This window comes from Vibrio sp. SBT000027, assembly GCF_963894355.1.
Classification (GTDB): Bacteria; Pseudomonadota; Gammaproteobacteria; order Enterobacterales; family Vibrionaceae; genus Vibrio; species Vibrio splendidus.
In genome coordinates, this window is the sequence record NZ_CAWQGD010000001.1 from 456,957 (window position 1) to 477,248 (window position 20,292).

The 20,292-nt window shown below is 43.8% G+C and carries 23 protein-coding genes and 1 pseudogene; 9 read left to right on the plus strand and 15 right to left on the minus strand.

Features of this window, described 5'->3' with window-relative positions:
* Positions 1-4: 4 nt before the first annotated feature.
* Positions 5-1,072 carry an L-ascorbate 6-phosphate lactonase gene (ulaG, locus tag AACU28_RS01955; protein WP_017089479.1) on the minus strand — a complete coding sequence of 356 codons (1,068 nt, stop codon included), beginning with the start codon at positions 1,070-1,072 and terminating at the stop codon, positions 5-7.
* 120 nt (positions 1,073-1,192) lie between these two features.
* Positions 1,193-1,948 carry an HTH-type transcriptional regulator UlaR gene (ulaR, locus tag AACU28_RS01960; protein WP_017081776.1) on the minus strand — a complete coding sequence of 252 codons (756 nt, stop codon included), beginning with the start codon at positions 1,946-1,948 and terminating at the stop codon, positions 1,193-1,195.
* A gap of 340 nt (positions 1,949-2,288) precedes the next feature.
* Between ulaR and AACU28_RS01965 the strand changes: the two genes are divergently transcribed.
* The 6 genes from AACU28_RS01965 (at position 2,289) to AACU28_RS01990 (ending at position 7,844) form a co-directional block, all read left to right on the plus strand.
* A complete protein-coding gene (locus AACU28_RS01965; RefSeq protein WP_076649246.1) occupies positions 2,289-4,127 on the plus strand; it encodes a PTS ascorbate-specific subunit IIBC in 1,839 nt (612 codons plus the stop codon).
* A 66-nt stretch (positions 4,128-4,193) separates the two neighbouring features.
* Positions 4,194-4,661, plus strand: a complete 468-nt coding sequence (locus AACU28_RS01970; RefSeq protein WP_017081778.1) for a PTS sugar transporter subunit IIA — start codon at positions 4,194-4,196, stop codon at positions 4,659-4,661.
* 9 nt (positions 4,662-4,670) lie between these two features.
* Positions 4,671-5,369, plus strand: a complete 699-nt coding sequence (locus AACU28_RS01975) for an L-ribulose-5-phosphate 4-epimerase (RefSeq protein ID WP_121602235.1) — start codon at positions 4,671-4,673, stop codon at positions 5,367-5,369.
* A 111-nt stretch (positions 5,370-5,480) separates the two neighbouring features.
* Positions 5,481-6,302, plus strand: a complete 822-nt coding sequence (locus AACU28_RS01980; protein WP_102445455.1) for a pyridoxal phosphatase — start codon at positions 5,481-5,483, stop codon at positions 6,300-6,302.
* 4 nt (positions 6,303-6,306) lie between these two features.
* Positions 6,307-6,954 (plus strand): 3-keto-L-gulonate-6-phosphate decarboxylase UlaD, encoded by a 648-nt coding sequence (locus AACU28_RS01985; protein WP_017078555.1) that lies wholly within the window; start codon positions 6,307-6,309, stop codon positions 6,952-6,954.
* Positions 6,955-6,962: 8 nt separating this feature from the next.
* A complete protein-coding gene (locus AACU28_RS01990) occupies positions 6,963-7,844 on the plus strand; it encodes an L-ribulose-5-phosphate 3-epimerase (RefSeq protein ID WP_102453872.1) in 882 nt (293 codons plus the stop codon).
* Positions 7,845-8,019: 175 nt separating this feature from the next.
* On the opposite strand, the gene AACU28_RS01995 is transcribed toward AACU28_RS01990, so the two are convergent.
* Positions 8,020-8,229 (minus strand): hypothetical protein, encoded by a 210-nt coding sequence (locus AACU28_RS01995; protein ID WP_050651020.1) that lies wholly within the window; start codon positions 8,227-8,229, stop codon positions 8,020-8,022.
* A 246-nt stretch (positions 8,230-8,475) separates the two neighbouring features.
* On the opposite strand from AACU28_RS01995, the gene AACU28_RS02000 reads away from it, so the two are divergent.
* The 3 genes and pseudogenes from AACU28_RS02000 (at position 8,476) to AACU28_RS02010 (ending at position 9,689) form a co-directional block, all read left to right on the plus strand.
* Positions 8,476-9,105 carry an HAD family hydrolase gene (locus AACU28_RS02000; RefSeq protein ID WP_121602236.1) on the plus strand — a complete coding sequence of 210 codons (630 nt, stop codon included), beginning with the start codon at positions 8,476-8,478 and terminating at the stop codon, positions 9,103-9,105.
* Between the two features lie 4 nt (positions 9,106-9,109).
* Positions 9,110-9,313, plus strand: a pseudogene (locus AACU28_RS02005) (ribulose phosphate epimerase); the annotation flags it as partial.
* Between the two features lie 238 nt (positions 9,314-9,551).
* Entirely contained in the window at positions 9,552-9,689 is a 138-nt protein-coding gene (locus tag AACU28_RS02010) for a hypothetical protein (RefSeq protein WP_012600138.1), read from the plus strand.
* 211 nt (positions 9,690-9,900) lie between these two features.
* Here AACU28_RS02010 and AACU28_RS02015 read toward each other — a convergent pair whose 3' ends face one another.
* From AACU28_RS02015 to AACU28_RS02070, 12 genes are all read right to left on the minus strand, one after another.
* On the minus strand, positions 9,901-11,100 hold the full coding sequence (locus tag AACU28_RS02015) for an MFS transporter (protein ID WP_050651019.1): 1,200 nt from the start codon (positions 11,098-11,100) through the stop codon (positions 9,901-9,903).
* Positions 11,101-11,189: 89 nt separating this feature from the next.
* Positions 11,190-11,513 carry a hypothetical protein gene (locus AACU28_RS02020; RefSeq protein WP_102453869.1) on the minus strand — a complete coding sequence of 108 codons (324 nt, stop codon included), beginning with the start codon at positions 11,511-11,513 and terminating at the stop codon, positions 11,190-11,192.
* A 10-nt stretch (positions 11,514-11,523) separates the two neighbouring features.
* On the minus strand, positions 11,524-12,393 hold the full coding sequence (locus AACU28_RS02025; protein WP_012600141.1) for an L-ribulose-5-phosphate 3-epimerase: 870 nt from the start codon (positions 12,391-12,393) through the stop codon (positions 11,524-11,526).
* 9 nt (positions 12,394-12,402) lie between these two features.
* Positions 12,403-13,161 carry an IclR family transcriptional regulator gene (locus AACU28_RS02030; protein WP_017065667.1) on the minus strand — a complete coding sequence of 253 codons (759 nt, stop codon included), beginning with the start codon at positions 13,159-13,161 and terminating at the stop codon, positions 12,403-12,405.
* 7 nt (positions 13,162-13,168) lie between these two features.
* Positions 13,169-13,813, minus strand: coding sequence for a 3-keto-L-gulonate-6-phosphate decarboxylase UlaD (locus AACU28_RS02035; RefSeq protein ID WP_052879203.1), 645 nt, complete (start codon positions 13,811-13,813; stop codon positions 13,169-13,171).
* Positions 13,806-15,299 (minus strand): FGGY-family carbohydrate kinase, encoded by a 1,494-nt coding sequence (locus AACU28_RS02040; RefSeq protein ID WP_017089468.1) that lies wholly within the window; start codon positions 15,297-15,299, stop codon positions 13,806-13,808. Before AACU28_RS02040 ends, AACU28_RS02035 begins: the two co-directional genes overlap by 8 nt.
* Positions 15,299-15,787: a YhcH/YjgK/YiaL family protein gene (locus AACU28_RS02045; protein WP_009845885.1), complete on the minus strand. Its 489-nt coding sequence runs from the start codon at positions 15,785-15,787 to the stop codon at positions 15,299-15,301. The genes AACU28_RS02040 and AACU28_RS02045 overlap by 1 nt, the downstream gene beginning before the upstream one ends.
* A 48-nt stretch (positions 15,788-15,835) precedes the next feature.
* Entirely contained in the window at positions 15,836-16,699 is an 864-nt protein-coding gene (locus AACU28_RS02050) for a Cof-type HAD-IIB family hydrolase (RefSeq protein WP_017081788.1), read from the minus strand.
* A 10-nt stretch (positions 16,700-16,709) separates the two neighbouring features.
* On the minus strand, positions 16,710-17,420 hold the full coding sequence (locus tag AACU28_RS02055) for an L-ribulose-5-phosphate 4-epimerase (protein ID WP_017078565.1): 711 nt from the start codon (positions 17,418-17,420) through the stop codon (positions 16,710-16,712).
* Between the two features lie 95 nt (positions 17,421-17,515).
* Positions 17,516-18,490: a DctP family TRAP transporter solute-binding subunit gene (locus tag AACU28_RS02060; protein ID WP_009845882.1), complete on the minus strand. Its 975-nt coding sequence runs from the start codon at positions 18,488-18,490 to the stop codon at positions 17,516-17,518.
* Positions 18,491-18,511: 21 nt separating this feature from the next.
* Entirely contained in the window at positions 18,512-19,792 is a 1,281-nt protein-coding gene (locus AACU28_RS02065; RefSeq protein ID WP_017078566.1) for a TRAP transporter large permease subunit, read from the minus strand.
* Positions 19,792-20,280, minus strand: a complete 489-nt coding sequence (locus AACU28_RS02070) for a TRAP transporter small permease (RefSeq protein ID WP_012600147.1) — start codon at positions 20,278-20,280, stop codon at positions 19,792-19,794. The genes AACU28_RS02065 and AACU28_RS02070 overlap by 1 nt, the downstream gene beginning before the upstream one ends.
* Between the last annotated feature and the right edge of the window lie 12 nt (positions 20,281-20,292).

The following is a 20,292-nucleotide window of genomic DNA, read 5'->3' on the forward strand; positions in this document are numbered from 1 at the left end:
CTAATTACAAGAATGCACGGTATGGCAGTTCTGGGTCGTTTTTGAAGATATCTGCAAAACCACGGAAGTGTTGGTAGTGCATACGACCTTTATCTGTTGGGTAAGTGTATCGACCACCGACTTGCCAGAAGAAAGGTGCGAAGCCGTATTGCAGACGTTCTTTCTTCATGTTCCACAGCATTTCAATTTCACGTGGGTCATTTTGGAAGTTAGCCCAGATATCGTGGTGGAAAGGAACAACGACTTCACAATCCAAAGATTCAGCGGCACGTAAAATGTCTGAAGATGTCATTTTGTCAGTCACGCCACGTGGGTTTTCACCGTAAGAAAGCAGTGCAACGTCGATCTTGTGGTCATTACCGTGCTTTGCGTAGTAGTTTGAGTAGTGAGAGTCACCAGAGTGGTAAACTGAACCGCCTGTCGTTTCTACTAGGTAGTTCACTGCACGATCGTCCATGCCACCTAAGATATCAGTGTCTAAAGAAGAAGTGCCTTCAGGAAGTGTCACTAGAGCAGTACGGTCGAATGCATCAAGAACCTTAATATTGACGTCTTTGATCTTAATCTCGTCGCCAACTTTCGCGATAACACAACGATCTTCTGGCACACCCCATTTCATCCATAAATCAACACACGCTTTAGGACCAATGAATTTAACGTGCTCGCCACAGTTTTGTAGAACGGCTGCAGCAACGTTGATGTCAATGTGGTCGCCATGGTCATGAGATGCCATAACCGCATCGATCTCTTTAATAGCGAAAGGGTCCAGTGGGAAGATTGCAGTACGTAGGTTTGGTTGAAGTGCTTCAACACCACCCATACGCATCATTTGGTGCTGGTTTTTCATTTTTTGAACAGCTTGTGTTTTTTTACCAGTACCACACCAGAAGTCCATTGATAGGTTTGCACCACCTTCTGATTTTAGCCAAATACCTGTACAGCCAAGCCACCACATAGAAAATGTATTCGGTTGCACGACAGTTTGCTCGATCTCTTCATTTAACCATGTGCCCCACTCAGGGAATGTATTTAGGATCCAAGACTCGCGAGTAATTTCGTTTACGTTGCTCATGATAATACCTTTTATTTCAATAATTTGATTAATTTTGGATGTAGGGAACCGAGCGCCCTAATTTTGATTAAGGCACTGAGCTAAATTTATTATTATTTGGTGGGCTTGCTCGCCCTGGATTTAAACTAGGATGACTTGCGTCCCTTGTGCTTCAATCCGCTTAACGACGTCTGGGTTGGCTTCTTTACCGGTGATGACTATGTCAATTTGCTTAGCGCTGCAAAATAGCATTCCAGTACGTTGCCCAACTTTTGAGCTGTCGACTACAACGACAAGCTTGTCGACTTGTTCAAGCATTTGCTGTTCTGCGACAGCGGTTAACATGTCTGCTTTATAGAGGCCAGCATCGGTTAAGCCTTTACCTGAAGTAAACATCCAGTTTCCGGCATAGCCTCCCAGTGAATTGGGCGCGGGATTTAAAAAGATGTTCTGTGCTTTGTTGTATTGACCACCAATGATGATGACATCGTCATGATCTTCGTTGATCAAGTAGCTTGCGAGTGGGAAGTAGTTCGTTACGATCTGAACATCTTCCCCACATAACTGTTGTCCAAGTAGGAACGCAGTAGAACCACAGTTGATAACGACTGTATCGCCAGCCTCGCAAAGTCCAGCTGCTGCTTGTGCAATCTCAGCTTTCTCTTCATAGAAATCAGTGCTGTTTATATTGAGTGGTGACCACTTTCTCTTCTGAGTCTCTACTCGTTCTGCACCGTTTCGAATTTTTCTAAGCCTACCAACTTCATCCAGTTTAGCGATGTCGCGTCTTGCTGTAGCTGGTGAAACGCTAAATTTATCAATGATATGTGAGACGTTTATTGTCTGCATATCTTCTAACAGCGACACAATGCCGTTATGTCTTTGTACTTCATTCATATTTATCACTCTTTATGTCGTTGTGACAATTTTATGATTACTTTTGATTTGTTTTGATTCTAATAATCACCGTCATGATTGTCAAACTACATCGCTATAAAAACCAGATCTTAATCACAATCATTTTTAAGCTATTGATTTTATTCATTTTGTTGTTTTCCGGTGTGATCCGAAGCTCAATTAGGCACATTCTGGGTGTGGTTAATTGATATAAATCAAAGTAATCACAAGTGAGCATTGAATGATTACTTTTGATTGGTAAAGTTTAGTTCGTGAGCAAAACTAGACATCATCACATCCTACAAACCATTAAAATTAAAAATTAATCAGGGGTAAAGATATGGAATTCTTATACGATATTTTCTATATTTTTTACAGTCAGGTAATGACCAAAGCACCATTGCTACTCGGTCTTGTTACTTGTCTGGGTTACATTCTACTCAAGCGTGACGCAACAACTATTATCTCCGGATCTATTAAAACCATCGTTGGTTTCATGATAGTTCAGGTAGGTGCAGGAACATTGGTAGCGGGTTTCAAACCGGTGATTTTGAAAATGAGTGAGATTCATGGATTGACGGGGTCAGTGATAGACCCTTACACAACCATGATGTCTACCATGGAAACCATGGGCGACAATTACTCTTGGGTCGGGTATGCAGTATTGTTGGCACTGGGACTGAACATTCTTCTTGTTGCCTTCCGCCGCATTACTGGTATCAGAACCATCATGCTGACGGGGCATATTATGTTCCAACAAGCTGGTCTCATTGCTGTTTTCTACTTCGTGCTTGGCGCAGGTATGTGGGAAACCATCATCTATTCAGCAATATTGATGGCGTTGTACTGGGGTATCTCGTCAAATATCATGTTCAAGCCGACTCAAGAAGTGACTGGCGGGGCGGGTTTCTCTATTGGTCACCAACAACAGTTTGCGTCATGGGTAGCGACAAAGGTTGCTCCTAAGCTTGGCGACAAAAATGACAGCGTTGACCACATCAAACTGCCTAAATGGTTACACATTTTCCACGATAGCATCGCAGCGACAACGTTAGTCATGACTGCTTTCTTCGGCATTATTCTTCTTTCATTTGGTCTTGATAACCTTCAAGACATGGCAGGAAAAACACACTGGTTTATCTATATTTTCGAAACTGGTCTGAAATTCGCAGTCGCTATTCAAGTTATTGTAACGGGCGTCCGTATGTTCGTAGCGGAGTTATCAGAAGCCTTTAACGGTATTTCTCAACGTCTTATTCCTAATGCTGTTTTAGCAATCGATTGTGCAGCTATCTACGCATATTCTCCAAATGCAATGGTATTCGGTTTCATGTGGGGCGCTGTTGGCCAATTCACAGCCGTTCTTGCAATGTTAGCCTTTGATTCTCCTATCATGATTATTCCTGGCTTTATCCCTATGTTCTTCTCGAACGCAACTATCGGTGTGTTTGCTAACCACTTTGGTGGTTGGAAAGCGGTAATGAAGATCTGTTTCGTGATGGGCATCATCGAAGTGGTTGGTTCTGCTTGGGCAATTCATATCTTTGCTCAATCGGGTGCAGAGTTTAATGGCTGGATGGGTATGGCTGACTGGGCGCTTGTCTTCCCACCTATCATGCAAGGTCTCTCGAGTTCTAATATGTTCTTCTTCGGGATTCTGGCTTTAGCTGGTGTCTACATGTACTTCGCTTCTAAGCAACTACGAGCTGAAGAAGACGCAGAAGCTGCTGCTGAAACAATGACCGCAGTAACGCCTGAAGGCATCGAGGTTGAAATCGCAGTACCACAACAATCGACAGCAACCGCTGAAGCGCCATCAGCTTCTACGACGTCAGCTTCTGCAACGTCAGAAATTCGCGTCTCACCAGCAGCTGACCAGAAACCGGTTCGTGTCTTAGTGTGCTGTGGTTCAGGTCAAGGTTCTTCAATGATGTGTTCTAAGAAAATCAAAGAGTACTTGGACAAGAAAGGCATCCCAAGCTCGACCTTTAACAGCGCCATTACTGATTACAAATCGCACCTTGGTTCATTCGACATCATCGTTACGTCGGTTGCGCTTGCTGCGAAGATCACTGGCCTGCCGGAAGGTAAGCAACAATTAGCGGTTAAGAACATGATTATGGTGAAAACTTTCGGCGACGAACTGGTTTCCATCATCGAGAACAACTTCCACAAATAATTAAAAACGGCTCAGTGGTCTCGCACTGCTGAGCCAATAAAAACAATTATATAAGTGAGCAATAACATGAACTTAAAAGAATCTCTTATCAGGAATAACTCTATCCTACTGAACGCAAAAGCATCTGACTGGAAAGCCGCAATTAAGCTTGGTACTGATGCATTGGTTAAAGCTGGCATTACTGAAGAGCGTTACTACGATGCGATTACTAAAGCGATTGGTGAAGAGGGCCCTTACATCTGCATTCATGATGCGTTCGCACTGCCTCATTGCCGTCCTGAAGATGGCGTGATTCGTACCGGCTTTGCGTTAACGGTTCTTGAAACGCCGATCATCTTTGAAGGTGTTGATGAGCCTGTTGATGTGCTGATCACGCTTGCGGGTAAGGATTCAGAAGAGCACATCGAAGGGACGATGCAAGTGGCGAACTTGATTGAATTTGACGAAGATTTCTCGAAACTTCGTGCCTGCAAAAGCCCAGAAGAAGTCGCGCGTTTAATTGATGCTGCTTTGTTGCAAGCGGAAGCGGCTTAAGGAGTCGATATGTCTAAATATAGTCAATTGAAACAACGTGTCTTAGAAGCGAATTTGCAGCTTCCGAAGTACGGTTTGGTGACATTCACTTGGGGAAATGTCTCTGAGTTTGACCGTACTAATGGCGTGATAGCGATTAAACCATCGGGTGTTGAATACAGTGATATGACGGCTGAAGACATGGTGGTCGTCGATCTAGAAGGCAACATTGTTGAAGGGAAACTTAATCCTTCAAGTGATACCGCAACTCACTTAGAGCTTTACAAAGCTTTCCCTGAGGTCAGTGGCATTGTTCACACACATTCACGCAGTGCCACAATTTGGGCGCAAGCGGGTATCGATATTCCAGCATTGGGCACTACTCATGCGGACTATTTCTACGGTGACATCCCATGTACACGTCGATTGTCTCACTCTGAAATTGCTGAAGAGTACGAGAAAAATACTGGCTTGGTGATCATTGAAGAGTTCAAGCAACGCCGAATTGATCCAATGGCCGTTCCCAGCGTGATTGTTGCAGGACATGCGCCTTTCTCTTGGGGCAAAGACGCCAACGGTGCGGTTCACAACGCGGTGGTATTAGAAGAAGTTTCTGCAATGGCGTTGGCAACGCGCACCTTGAACAGCGGCATCAAAATTCAGCCAGAACTATCCGACAAACACTACTTACGTAAGCACGGTGAAAATGCTTATTACGGCCAACAGTAAATCGACTGTTCGTTTAAGTAGGCTGTTTAAGTAAGCCGTTTAACGAGCTTCGACTCTAAGTAGTTTCAATATTGACTAGGCCCGACTTCAGGGAATAAGTGAGAGGACTCTATGTATAAAGTGCTGGCGTTAGATCTCGATGGAACCGTGTTAAAGGATGATCACACGATTCATCCAGAAGTGAAAAAGGCGATCCAAGAAGCCAAACAAAGTTGTCATGTCGTGATTGTGACTGGTCGACACCACACAGCAGCACGACCTTATTACTACGAATTGGGGTTAGATACGCCAATCATTTGCTGTAACGGCACTTATGTTTATGACTATCAAACTGAAACGGTACTGACTCAAAATTCCATAGGTAAAGACAAAGCGCTGACCTTCATCGATATGGCAGACGAGTTTCAGCTCAAAATGGTCATGTACATCACGCATGCCATGACGTACTCACACTACAACCCATTTGCCTACATGTTGGCATTGGAAAGTTGGGCAGAAACGGCACCAGAGCAGCATCGCCCTCAAATTTACCAAGTGGAATCATTCATTGAAACGGCTCAGCAAGCCGAACACGTTTGGAAGTTTGTGGTGGAAGGTAGTCAAGATTCAGTCGACCGTTTAATGCAACACCCATGGATAGAAGAGAACTTCAACGGTGAGCGTTCTTGGTCAAACCGAATCGATTTTGCAGCGAAAGGTAACAGTAAGGGCCTACGCCTTGCTGAATACATTGCAGAGCTCGGTTATCACGCCGATGACGTTATTGCCGTCGGTGATAACCATAACGATATATCCATGCTCAAGTACGCCGGATTAGGTGTAGCGATGCTCAATGCTGATGACATCGTCAAGTCACACGTTCAACGCGTGTGCTCAACAGATAACAACCATGATGGCTTAGCCCGTCTAATACGTGAACAAATTAAAGGATAACAACATGACTAAACCAATGATTCAGATCGCCCTAGATCAAACAAACCTTCCTGCAGCAATTGAAGTGGCAAATAACGTTGAAAGCTTTGTTGATGTGATTGAGGTGGGTACTATTTTGGCGTTTGCAGAGGGAATGACGGCGGTTTCTACGCTTCGTAAAAATCACCCAGACCATATCCTAGTGTGCGACATGAAAACCACAGATGGCGGCGCAATTCTAGCGCGTATGGCATTTGAAGCAGGCTCCGACTGGATTACCGTTTCTGCAGCCGCACACATTGCGACTATTGGTGCATGTAAGAAAGTCGCAGATGAATTTAACGGTGAAATCCAAATCGAAATTTATGGTAACTGGACAATGGACGATGCTCAATCTTGGGTCGACTTAGGTATTTCACAAGCGATTTACCACCGTTCTCGTGACGCTGAATTAGCCGGTGTGGGTTGGACAGAAGAAGATCTCGTGAAGATGCGTGCCTTGTCTGAAATGGGCATCGAGCTTTCTATCACGGGCGGTATCGTGCCTGAAGACCTTTACCTATTTGAAGGCATTAAAGCGAAAACCTTTATCGCAGGTCGAGCACTTGCGGGTGACAAAGGTAAAGAAACAGCAGAAGCGCTAAAAGCTCAGATCGATCGCTACTGGAACTAGGAGGCGTTATGTATCAAAACCTGTTACGCCACCGTGTAGGGCTTTATGAGAAGGCTCTACCTAACGAACTCAGCTGGGAAGATAAACTTAAGCAAACCAAAGAGCTCGGCTTTGATTTTCTTGAGATATCGGTAGACGAATCAGACGAGCGTCGCAGCCGACTAGATTGGAATGACGAAGAAGTGTATGCCTTGCGTCGTCTTTGTGAAAAGCACGGCGTACCGCTGCAATCCATGTGTTTAAGCGCGCATCGTAAGTTCCCATTTGGATCTGCTGACCCTGCGATTCGAGAACAAGCGGTTATCCATATGGAGAAAGCGATCTCGTTGGCTTATAAGTTGGGTATTCGTACCATCCAACTGGCTGGGTATGACGTTTACTACGAGCCTGCGGATAAGGTGACCCATCAGAGGTTCATTGAAGGCATGAAGCTTTCAGCACGGTTGGCGGAAAGATCGGGCGTAATGCTCGCTGTGGAAATCATGGATACAGATTACTTGAACTCTTTGAGTAAGTTCGAAGTGCTGAGTCGCGAAGTCAATTCACCGTATTTCACGGCGTATCCGGATGTGGGTAATATTTCTGGTTGGAATTACGACATAGTGACTGAGCTAAAACTGAGTAAGCCTCATATCACTCAGATCCACCTCAAAGACACTTATAAAGTGACTGACGAGTACAAAGGGCAGTTTCGAGACTTAGTGATTGGTGATGGTGAAGTTGACTTCAATGCCATTTTTGAAACGTTGAAAGAGACTGAGTGCGTTGTACCACTCGTGATCGAGATGTGGGCTCAAGATGAACGTTGGAAAGAGAACATTCTCACGGCACAAAAACGACTGAATGATGTTTGTGTGCAAACGGGTGTTCCGAGATTGTTTGACCACTAACTCTACCTAGAATTATTAACCAGTTTCTCTTTGCGTTCTTCATGCTCCTAACGAAAAGAGAAAATGCAGCATATTGCCCCCAATATGCTGCATTTTTTATAGCTATGTGGTGCTTTGTTTTTTCTTCTAAATAGTTTGTTACTTCCCAACAAATCGTGTTTAGAAAAAGCGATGTTTAAACAGCAATCGTCACATGGTCACGGCCTACTTCAGCCATCTGAACTAGGTAGTCTGTGTGGTACTTTTTCTTGATGGTGATTTGGCTACCGATTTCAGCAACAATCTTTACTACTTCCAACGCATCAGAAGGATGCAATGAAGAGTCTTTTGAAATTTCGATATTAACGCCTAAATTTGCCAATTTGATGATGTCGCTAGAATGCATGGTCGTGTCCAAGGTATTTGATTTTCGTGGACTATATCATCTTCAATTTATGCAACTCTACTTGGTTTAAGTAAAAATGGGTGAGATGTGCTCAAAATATGATTTCAATAGTAAAACAACGGCTTTTATTACATCAATTCGTTTAATTGTCGGATTGTTGAATAAGATCATATTAAGGCGATCATGAATAGGTTTTATGTATGGTGATTAGTAGTATGAGTCTCAAAACAATATGAGAGATTGACGATGCCAAAGTTAGATAAATATAAAGGAATTATTTTTGATCTCGATGGGACTCTGGTCAATTCTATGGTGGCACACGCTCATGCATGGGAACAAACTTGTCAGAAGTTTGGTATTCCCTACGACAAAGAGTGGCTCGATCAACTTGGTGGGATGCCATCGCGAAAAGTGACTCAAGAGATCCTTAAGCGTTACGATCTAACTCTTGATGCTCAACAAATTACTTCGGACAAAATCGCTAACTTTGAGGCTATTGAGCACAAAGGGGATGTTATCCCGGAGACATACGCACTCTTACAGCAACAGTATCAGTTAAAAAAGATAGGTATCGGCACTGGTGCTCAAGCCAAGCATGCAAGGGCGATTTTAAAGACAACCGATATCCCATTAATGATACGTACGATTGTGACTTCAGATGACGTAGAAAATCACAAACCTAACCCGGATACTTTTCTGAAAGTCGCTAGCCAGTTAGAGCTTGAACCGAGCGATTGTGTGGTGTTTGAAGATACGATTATAGGCCAGCACGCAGCGACATCGGCAGGCATGGATTGCTACATGGTTGAAAACGGGCAGATAACTAAATTTGTTCCAGCGAATGGTTTGGAAGTGGGTAGCGGACCTGAGCTCTGAAACTAAGCTGCGTTCAATCAGAACGCGCATTAATGAATCAGGTCGAAATATTCGTTTAGAAGTCGACGGTGGTGTGAAAGTTAACAACATAAAAGAGATTGCTGAAGCGGGTGCCGATATGTTCGTTGCGGGCTCTGCTATTTTTGATAGTGAAGATTATCAACAAGCTATCGATTCAATGCGAGCGGAGTTAGCTCAATTGAATTAAGTAGTGTATCTACTGCTGTATAAAGGCTCGAAGTGTTCTGTGTATCAGGCTTCGGGCTTTTTTGTATCTAATAGATGTTGATTTAATGGAAAACTACGTGGAGTCAGGGGAGGTTGCGTTGTTGGAGTTCTCTTCAGTTATATCTTTTTCATTGTGTAATAAAACTACAGTTAATATTGACTTTGGTCACATAACGGCGCAAAATTGACCTCAGATCACATAACGATGAGAACACAGTATGAACGCTACAGTAATCACGAATGAAAACAACGTATCACTAGCAAAACCTTCAGTAATGAATGAAGTTCTATTTTTTGCTAAGTCTACCGTTATCATGGGTGCAATTATCCTACTTGTTGCTTCTGCTTGGGTTTAATTTCTTAAATAACCCGCGTTAAGTGTGATCAGTGGTGGTGATTAGCCACTCACTGATTCAAACTAACGTCAGAAGCACCAAATTCATTTCCTTATCTTTCTCCAGTTCACTTTCTCTATCTTCTAGGCCAATCAGGCCGACTTTTTAGTCATCGACTTAGTTACTGAATCAAGTGATTGACTAAACCAAGTTACTTTTCTAAATCAACGGTTTAAGCACGATGCTTTAAACTAGACCAGTACAAAACTATCATTAATACATACGCTAATGCGGGCGCAATATAACTCGTACTCAGCGAAAGCTCATCAATCAAACTCGCCTGTACGAATGGTAAAACAACCCCTCCAATTGAACACATAATGAGAATTGCTGCCCCTTGTGAGTTTTGCTTACCTGATGCATGTAGCGCTTGTGCGTAAATGATGGGGTAGAGCGTAGAATTACATAGCCCTACGACAAGCATCAAATAACCGACCCAGACATGATTTTGATAGATCGCTAAGGCACTAATCAAAGCGGCAACCACGCAAGACAGTGAGAAGAGAGCATGTTTGTTAATTGTATTTCCGAATTTGGCGAACAGCAGCCTCCCCATAAACATTAATACCCAATAAAGAGCGATGATTTGTGTTGCGGATACCAATCCAAGGTCGCCATATTGCTGGTCCGCAAGGTAAGTAATAGTAAACGTGCCAAAACTGACTTCCACTCCGATATACAGCAGCAGTACCAACGCTAACTTCATGAACTGCCGATTCTTAACAAGAAGAGTTAGTCCTCGCCAAAAGCCTGTCATTTGTTTCGGTTTAATATCTGGAAGAGATATTTTACTTAAAAATACCAACAAGCCTAAAAAGAACAGTGCAATAAATAGGAACAGAAATGAGACTTGGTGAGCTGTACTATTTACGTTAAAGGTAGCAGCCACAAGAATGACAGCGGTAAGCACTAGCGGACCAAGCACAGTGCCAACGGAGTTAGATGCTGTTGCTACACTTTGACGTATAACACTCTTATCGGGTGTCGAGAGAAGTGATACGTAAGGTGAACTCACTACTTGAATTGCTGACACACCTGAGGCCATCAATAAGATCCCGATGAGTGTTGGAACAAGCTCTTCTCCTCGTACTAAATATGCCATCGCTAGACAGCCCAGAAGGCACCAGATCAAGCAGAACTTCAGCGTAGTTCTATAGCCAATTTTTGCCATGACAAATGACGTTGGAAGAGACACCGTAATTCGGGTGATAAAAAAGGCCATGGGAAATAGCATCGCCATTTTATAATCGAGAGAGAAAGCTTCTTTGTAATGTGGAATTAGCGAGTTACTTGAAACGGTAATTAAACCCCAGATAAAAAAGATCAGAGACAGTAAGACCAGTGGGGCATCTTTTAACGGGAATACTCTCATAGTGATTCCTTATTAATCGCGATAAAAAAAGCAGAAGATGATCTTCTGCTTTTCGATTGAGACTTTACGGTGTATTACCTTTTAAACCATTAATCACGCACAAAATTGATGTGATGAACATGGATATCGTATTTCTCAATAATCACTTTGGTCGCATGCATACTTTTGATTCGTTGTTCAGAATCTAAAGCCGCTGCCATGGCTGACTCGTTCTCATAACTGTGCTGCATCATAAGCAGTAGGTTTTTATGGCTGTCAGCTTCAATCGCTTCAGGCTTATTCAGCGTTAACCCTTGGTTATTCGGGAATGTACGAATGATCGGAGCGACTTCATTTTCCATGTATTGATAGAAGTCTTGCTTTTGTTCTTCAGTTAAATCAGCTTCAAAAAAAGCGGTGCGAAAAATAGTCATGGTCGTTTCCTTACAATTCAAAGCCAGATTGGTTTGCGATAGATTTCAATGTTGCTTTCGCTTGTTTGATATCTTCGAACCAGTTGTCATTTTGAGCCCACATTTCAATCACTAATGGTGCGCTGTAATCAATTTCAGCGAGTGTTTTGAAAATAGCAGGGAAGTCGACTTGGCCTTCACCGATAACAAGATCTCGGAACTGACCTTTACAGGTTTCTGAAACTCGTAGTGTGTCTTTAAGGTGGACTTGTACTAGGTGGTCACGGCTCAGTTTTAGCTCGGTACACACATCGTAATTCCAACCTGAGATGTTACCGACATCTGGGTAAGCCATGAAGTAAGGCGATGGGATCTCACGCTTTAACACTTCAAACTTGCTCAGTGAGTTCAGGTAAGGCGTATCCATGATCTCTACACCTAACATGATGCCTGCGCGCTCTGCCATTTTGGTGGCTTGCTGCATACCTTCAATGAAGCGAGCGTGAGTTTCAGCCGATTGTGGCTCGTAGTAAACGTCATAGCCTGCCATTTGAATACAGCGAATACCAAGCTTGTAAGCCAATGAAATCGCTTTTTCCATGATGATCAGCGATTCAGTGCGAATAGCATCATCCATTGAGCCAAACGGAAACTTACGGTGTGCGCTTAGGCACATTGATTGGAAAGGCATTTGGTGCTTTTCACATAGACGGCGAAGCTCATAAATTTCTTCGTCTGACCAATCTAAACGAGCACGTCGCTCGTCGGTCTCATCGACTGAAATTTCTACAAAGTCGAAGCCAGCTTCTTTGGCGTGAATCAAACGCTCTTCCCATGTAAGGGTGGTTGGCATCGCTTTTTCGTAAATACCTAATCTGAATTTGTTTTTAGAATCAAACATTCTTTTTCCTTAAAAGAGTTGTTGTTCTATACGCGTTGTTATGTCTTGAATTCTGCTAGCAATTTCTTCGTAGCCGAGAGCTTTCATTTTTGGCGTAAGCGAAGAGACGCTAACCGCGTATACAGGAGAATTGTTCTTGTCAAAAATAGGGACAGCAACACAAGAAATACCTGCTTCGTTCTCTTCATCATCGAGCGCATAACCACGGCTCTTAATTTTATCGAGAACACCAAAAAATTGAGACTTGTCGAGAATCGTGTTTTCAGTTAACGGCTTCATTGTGCTGACATTGCGTTTCCAATAGGTTTCTCGAACGCTGTCAGAGCTAAATGCTAAGTAACATTTTCCTGCCGCTGAGCAGTACATTGGAGAATGCAGCCCTACGTAGGTTCGAGTTCTAAAGGAAGAATTAACGGGTTCAAACTTGTCTTTAAAAATGATGTTGTCAGCATCAAAAGAGAGGAAGTTAACCGTTTCATTCACATCGTCGAGTAGCTCAGATAGGTATGGCTTAACGGTGCCAGTGACATCAGAGTTGATAGCAGCGTGTCCAAGCTGAACCAACTTCATTGTTAAGCGATATTCTTTACCTGAACACATTTGAGCAACATAACCAGAGGCTTCAAACGTTGCTAAAATACGATGGACAGATGACTTGTTGAAGCCAGTCCCTTCAGACACTTTTTGTAGCGAAACGCCATTAGGATAATTCCCAAGGAATTCCAATACGGTCAGTGCTTTAGACAACGATTTAATTTGCTCGCTCATATATGTGCTACCAGTGTTTACCTATTTCAGTATGGAAGTTTTCTGCGATGTCACGTCCATTGCTACCAGCTAACGCTCGGCCAGCAATAAATGACTTTGCAGACAGATTCTTAAACAAATGCAGATCGTCAGGAACAATACCACCAGTAATGGATAGTTCAATTCCAATATCCGATAATTTCTGCATTTTTATCAAATCTTCTTCGGTCCAGCTCACACCAGCAAGCTCCGCATCACGTGAACGGTGATAAATTGCTTGTTTAATGCCCATGTCGACCCAAGCTTGCGCATCTTCCATTGTCCAGTGTCCATACAGCTCAATTTGCACTTCGCCGTCGAATTCATCCGTTACTTTCTTCGCTGAACGAATAGTTTCGATGTGTGCGGCTGCACTTACTGTTACCCAGTTAGCGCCGGCATCCATCGCCAGACGCGTTAAAATGGCGCTGGCATCGGTGATTTTCATGTCACAGACAATGATGTGATTTGGGTATTTTTCTCGTAGGATTCTTACGCTATCTACGCCGTGGGCGAAGGCTAAAATCGTTCCGATTTCAATTACATCTAACTTATCTGCAACATGCTCTATTGAGGCTAATGCCGTGTCGATATCAGTGGCATCAAGTGCCATTTGTAGCAAGGGCTTAGACATCTATTTCATCCTCAAATTGTTTAAACAACTGCACCAGTCTTTGATAGTGCTTATATTTCTTTTGGTATATATCGTAGTGTTTAGGATTCGGCTCGACACGTGACGTAGAATTAGTGATCGCTTGAGTACATTCTGCTAATGAAGCGAACTCACCTGCGCCGACCATTGCCATCATTGCGGCACCTAATGAGCCGGTTTCATCCACGTCTGATATTTCAACGGTCATGCCGGTAAGGTCAGCCAGCATTTGCATCCATACAGGGCTAGATGCAGGGCCGCCTGTCACTTTTAGTATGTTGGCTTTTGGAAAACGCTGACGCATACGTTCTAGGTGAATGTTGTGGCAGAATAAGATACCTTCCCAAATGGCTTGAATTAGGTGCCCTTTAGTATGGTGCGATTGCAGGCCATAGAAGCCTGACTTTAGGCCAAGCCCTTGGTTAGAACCGTAAAGGAATGGCACAAAGTAGATACTGCTTGATGCCGGATCTAATGCTTCCACTAACGCTTGATTTTGCTGGTGGTTAATCTGGCCATTTTCACCAAGGTAGTCGGCGAACCATTCATAATTACCCGCAGAGGTTGGGCTCGCTTCGTGAATGATGTATTCGTTATCGACGGCGTAATGGCCGTAAACAAAGTTGTGGCTTTCTTGCGTTACTTTCTTTGATATGCCGGACGTTACCGCCCATGTTCCCATCACGTAATTCAGGGTATCTTCTGAAGAGTTGATTCCAGAACAGATCGCGGTAGACACAACATCAAACAAACCGCCGAACACAGGTGTACCTATTGCTAGTCCGGTTTCATTAGCAACGGCCGCAGTGATTTTCCCTGCTTGCTGTTGAGGTTTTACAACGGGTGGTAGCGCATCCCAAATTTCTTCGATGCCAAAGGTTTCCAGAAGGGCTTTGTCATACTCACCAGTGATGGAGTTGAAAAAATTACTTTCTGAAATATTGGTCAGTTCTGCTGCGACTTCGCCCGTTAAGCGATAACGAAGGTAGTCGTGAGACATCATCACTGCGCCAATGTTGTTGTATCGTTCGGCATCGTTCTCTTTGATCCAGCGAATAATCGATACAGGGTGACCTGTCCACAGTGTTTGCAGTGTGGTTGGATAGATCTCTTGTGCTTTATCCTGTTCTAGCCACTCTTTAACGATAGGCAGTGAACGAGAGTCAGAAGACATAATGCCGTGGCCGAGGTTTTGTCCCTCTTTATCAAGAAGGTAAACGCCTTTGCCTTGGGCTGAAATGCTCAAGCCTTTGATAGAGGTCGGTTCTACTTTTGTGGTCTCTAAAAGCTGCTTAATGACATCGACAGCGTTACCCCATAGTGCGTTTAGGTCGCGTTCTACCCAACCTTGTTTTTCGTTGATGACGCTCGCCGATACGCGGGCAAGACCTTGTTGTTCACCTTTTGCGTTAAACAACGCGGCTTTCATAAAAGTGCCGCCAGAATCAATTCCAATGTAGTAATTCATTATTTGGCTTCCAGTAAATCGTTGTGAATTTTCACCACCAGTTTTCTAACGGGTTGGCTGTCATCATTTTCAATATTGGTGATATGCACGATATTTGGTGTGAATAAATAAAATTGATTGCGTTTTGCATGAATGAAGCTGAGTTCAATTCCTGGGTATTCGTAAAACTGAAGGTCACGTTCTTGGTTATAAGGTTGCGCGTTGCTGTGTTCGCCAGTGTCGATCGCCCATGCCATCACTTCAGAACCTTCGAGAATGATCTGCAAGTCAGAATGGTATTTATGGACTTCAGGTTGGAAGTTTCCTAGAGGCTCTTTGTCATATTCCAATACAACAAACCATGCCTGTTTTGAATCAAAACCAGGGAGTTCATGGCGACCTAATGCGAGTTTTTCTTGGTCGAGACTGTTCAAGTACTCAAGCACGTTTTGAATAACGACAGGGTACGACTTACTGATCTGCGTAGGTTGAGTATTTCCGACTAACATAAAAATTCTCTTTAAATATAAACAGCTTAATAAAGCCGATGCTTTAAATTAATGGGCACTAAATAGGTCTTGTAAAAGCGTCGCTAACCCTGTCTTATCGTCATTGTTTTTAGGCGTGATCAGGTTGGCTGAGCTTTTTACGGTGTCATCTGCATTTTGCATTGCGATGCCAAGTCCTGCTGCTTTAAGCATCGAAATGTCGTTGTGGTTATCACCAATCGCGACACACTGCTCTAGGCTGATACCGAGCGGCTCAATGTAGCGAGTCAATGCATTGCCTTTGCTATTACCTGTTGCTGCGAAATCGACACGATCAATCCAAGATCGTTCGCCGTTGAAGTTCTCTTTCACAAAAGGCATCTCTGCGAATGTGTTTACTTCACCTTCAACGACAAACTTCCACACATACTCTGAAATTAGTGCTTCATGTTGGAAGTCGTCGACCTTTTGAATGTTTGGTCGCTGGCTTTCTGGAAAGGTTTGAGACCACGTCAGTAGCGCTTCCATGTATTCAATAGGGCGTGCTCTCGAGTAGAGCATTGCATCACGCACATACATCACCATCTTTAGATCATGAGCTTGAGATAGGGTGATAAACTCAGCCGCAATTTCTTTGTCGATTGCGTTTTCTTGAATGACCGTATCGTTCTGGTAATCAAAGATGTAAGTGCCATTGCAACAAATTATTGGAGTCGATAAACCAAGCTGATCGTAATAAGGTTTTGCCGCGACATGATGGCGACCCGTAACGATAACCACATGAGTGTGTTGAGCGACTTGCTTGATGGCTTCGACTAACTCTTGACTAATCGTGTGCTGCGAACTGAGAACGGTACCATCGAGATCTAACGCCAATAGCTTGTGCTTATCCAATTTATGTTTATAGGACTTATGCGGTGATGACTTATGCATGTGCGAGGCCTTACTTCTGTCCGTAGTATGAATTCTTACCGTGTTTACGGTTGTAATGCTTGTCGAGTAGCTCTGGTTGAATTGCTGCTTCTGGACTGATGGCACGAGTAGCTGTTGCCATGGCTGCAATCTCTTCCATTACGACTGCATTGTGCACTGCGTCTGAACCATCCTTGCCCCATGTAAATGGTGCGTGGCCTGCGATGATGACACCTGGCATTGCCTGTGGATCGATATCGCGTTGGTTGAATTCTTCGATAATCACTAAGCCAGTGTTTTTCTCGTAATCAGATTCGATTTCAGATTTCGTTAGTAGGCGAGTACAAGGCACATCACCGTAGAAGTAATCGGCGTGTGTGGTTCCAAGCGCTGGAATGTCTCGGCCGGCTTGCGCCCAGATTGTTGCATTGCGAGAGTGTGTGTGAACAATGCCGCCAATGGTTGGGAAGGCTTTATAAAGCTCAACGTGCGTTGCTGTGTCGCTCGAAGGATTTAGCTTGCCTTCAATGCGGTTGCCTTCTAAATCGAGAATAACGATGTCATCTGCCGTCATTACATCGTATTCAACACCTGACGGTTTGATTGCAATCACGCCACGTTCACGATCGATTTCAGAGACATTGCCCCAAGTGAAAGTCACTAAGCCATATTTAGGAAGTTGCAAGTTTGCTGCGAACACGCGTTCTTTTAATTCTTGGTATTTTTTTTGTTCTTGAGACATTGTGTTTGCCCATGTTGTATTGAGTGAATGACGAGCGGATTGCCTAGCTAAATTTCCTAGCTAAAAAGAGGACTAGGCAATCGCACTCAATCGCGTTACTTAGCTGCTAGCTTGATCTTGTTGATCATCACATCGCCATTTTTCTCGATGTATGCGCTCCAAACAGGCTGGATAGCTTGTTGGAAAGCAGCACCATCAACGTCACGGTTTACTTGCATTCCGTTCGCTTCTAGTTGAGCAATCATCTTGTCTTCTTTTTCAATGCTTAGCTTACGTTGCATTGCAACCGCTTCAGCAGAGACTTCTTCAATGATTTTTTGCTCGTCTTCCGTTAGCTTGTCGAACTTACGTAGGTTCATTGTTAAAACTAGTGGTGAGTAAGCGTGTTGTGTAAGGCTTAGGTATTTTTGTACTTCGTCAAACTTGAAAGATAGCGTTACAGAAATTGGGTGGTCTTGAGAGTCAACAACGCCTGTTTCAAGTGCAGTATAAAGCTCAGATACTGGAAGCTGCTGCGGGTTAGCACCTAGCTCGTTGAACATGTCGTTTAGAGCTTTCGAGCCATTAACACGCATTTGTAGGCCTTCAACATCAGAAGGAACACGAATAGGTTTTTCGTTGTTGGTCATGTTGCGGTAACCATTTTCAGGGAAACCAAGACCTTTAAGACCGAATTTTTCAAAGTTCGCTAACACTTCTTTACCCGGCTCGCCGTCCAGTACTTTGTATGCTGTTTGACGATCTGGGAACATGAACGGCAGAGTGAAGGCCGCTGATTCAGGCATTAGGCCGTTGTAGTTGTTCAAACCAACCATCGCTAAATCAACGATGCCAGCACGTGAACCATCGATCATTTGCTTATCACTGCCCAATTGACCTTGTGGGTAGATGTTTACTTTGATTTCGCCGTTTGAACGAGCTTCTACTTCTTTCTTAAAGAACAAAGATAGGTCTTGTTGCAAATCCGACTCTGGTGCAGCGTGCGCCAGTTTTAGAGTCGTAGCGGCAAAAGCGCTAGAGCTCATTGCGATAGTCGAAGCGAGTAGAGTAAGTTTTAGTAGGGTTTTCATTATTATTTTCTCCGTCGAGGATTAACCAATGACAAACGACATTGGCACAGTGATAATGCTTGGGAAGATGACAAACAGTGTGAGCAGAGCCATGTAAGCTGCGATGAAGGGCAATACACCTTTCACTGCGGTCGACATTGGTACTCTCGCTACACCACACACTACGTTTAGTACGGTGCCTACAGGAGGCGTAATCAAGCCAATTGAACAGTTAATAACGAACAGTAGGCCGAAGTACGTTGGGTCAATTCCAGCCATCTTGATGACAGGCATTAAAAGGGGTACAAGGATTAGAATCGTTGGGCTCAAGTCCATAACCATGCCGACACAAAGTACGAGCAACATAATTACTGCCATTAATAGGCGTGGGCTATCCACCAGTGGACCTAACATTTCTGCGAGTTGTTGAGGAAGCTGAGCAACAGTAATTAGCCAAGCTGCAACCATTGCACAACCCACCAAGAACATAACCATTGCTGTCGAGCGACCTGCGTTCAATACGATGTGGTAGAACTTCTTAATCGAGAGCTCTTTGTACACAAACGTAGAGATGAAGATTGCGTAAGTTGCGGCTACTACAGCGGCTTCTGTTGGCGTAAAGATGCCGAAACGAATACCCACAATAATGATGACTGGCAGCATTAAGGCCCATACACCTTCTCTAAGTGCTGCGCGTTTTTCTGCTTTTGTCGCTTTTTCTGATGTCGCTAGGTTTTCTTTGCGAACTGTCCAGCGCCACACAAACATCAATGTCATACCCATTAACAAGCCAGGAACGATGCCGCCTAGGAATAGGTTTTTGATCGAGATACCGCCAGCAACACCTACAAGGATCAGAGGGATTGAAGGTGGAATAACGGGTGCGATGATACCGCCTGAAGCAAGTAAGCCCATTGAAGGTGCTTCTGGGTATTTCGCTGCTTTCATCATTGGGTAAAGAATACTGACCAAGGCTGCTGCATCTGCTACAGCTGAACCAGAAAGGCCAGCAAGCAGTACCGAAGTCATGATAGCAACGTAACCTAAGCCACCTTGACGGTGTCCCACGTAAGTGGTTGCTAGGCGAACAATACGCTGCGACAAACCACCCGACGCCATTACTTCACCCGCAATGAGGAAGAATGGAATGGCAAGCAGAGTGAAGCTGTCGACACCATTAATTAAAGACTGCGCAAGAATGTCTGCACTAAAGAAGTCCATGTGAAGCATCAGCGCCATTGAAGATAATAACAATGCAAACGCAACAGGAAGACCAAGTAAGATTGAGACAATCAATACCGATAAGAAAATGGCTAACGTCATTATTCTTTCTCCTCATCTAAGCTATCTAGCTGCCAGTCGGGCTTGAAGATTCGCATAAAGGCAATCACGCCCATTAACAAACCTGACACCACACCGGCTAAGTAAAACAATGCTGAAGGAAGCCCTGTAAGCTGAGAAATATCTGACCAGTTAGACATCATTTGACGGTATGAACCGACGTAAAGCATGCCTACAGAAATCAGTACTATTACCCAGCAGATACGTCTTAATACGGGTACTGCTTTTGGGAAAAGTCGTTCAGAAAATTCCGCAACAGCGAGGTGTTCACCTCGGCGCAGTACAACGGCAGCACCGAGCATGACAACCCATACAAGACCAAGGCGAGATAGTTCTACAGAGGGACGAAGACCAGAGGAAAAGCCATAACGTAAAACTACGTTAGTAAATACGAGCGCAACCATACAGGTCAGAATGACCGCCATGATGACATCGATACTTTTCCAAATACTCTTTAATACACTTTGCATAACGCTTTCCCT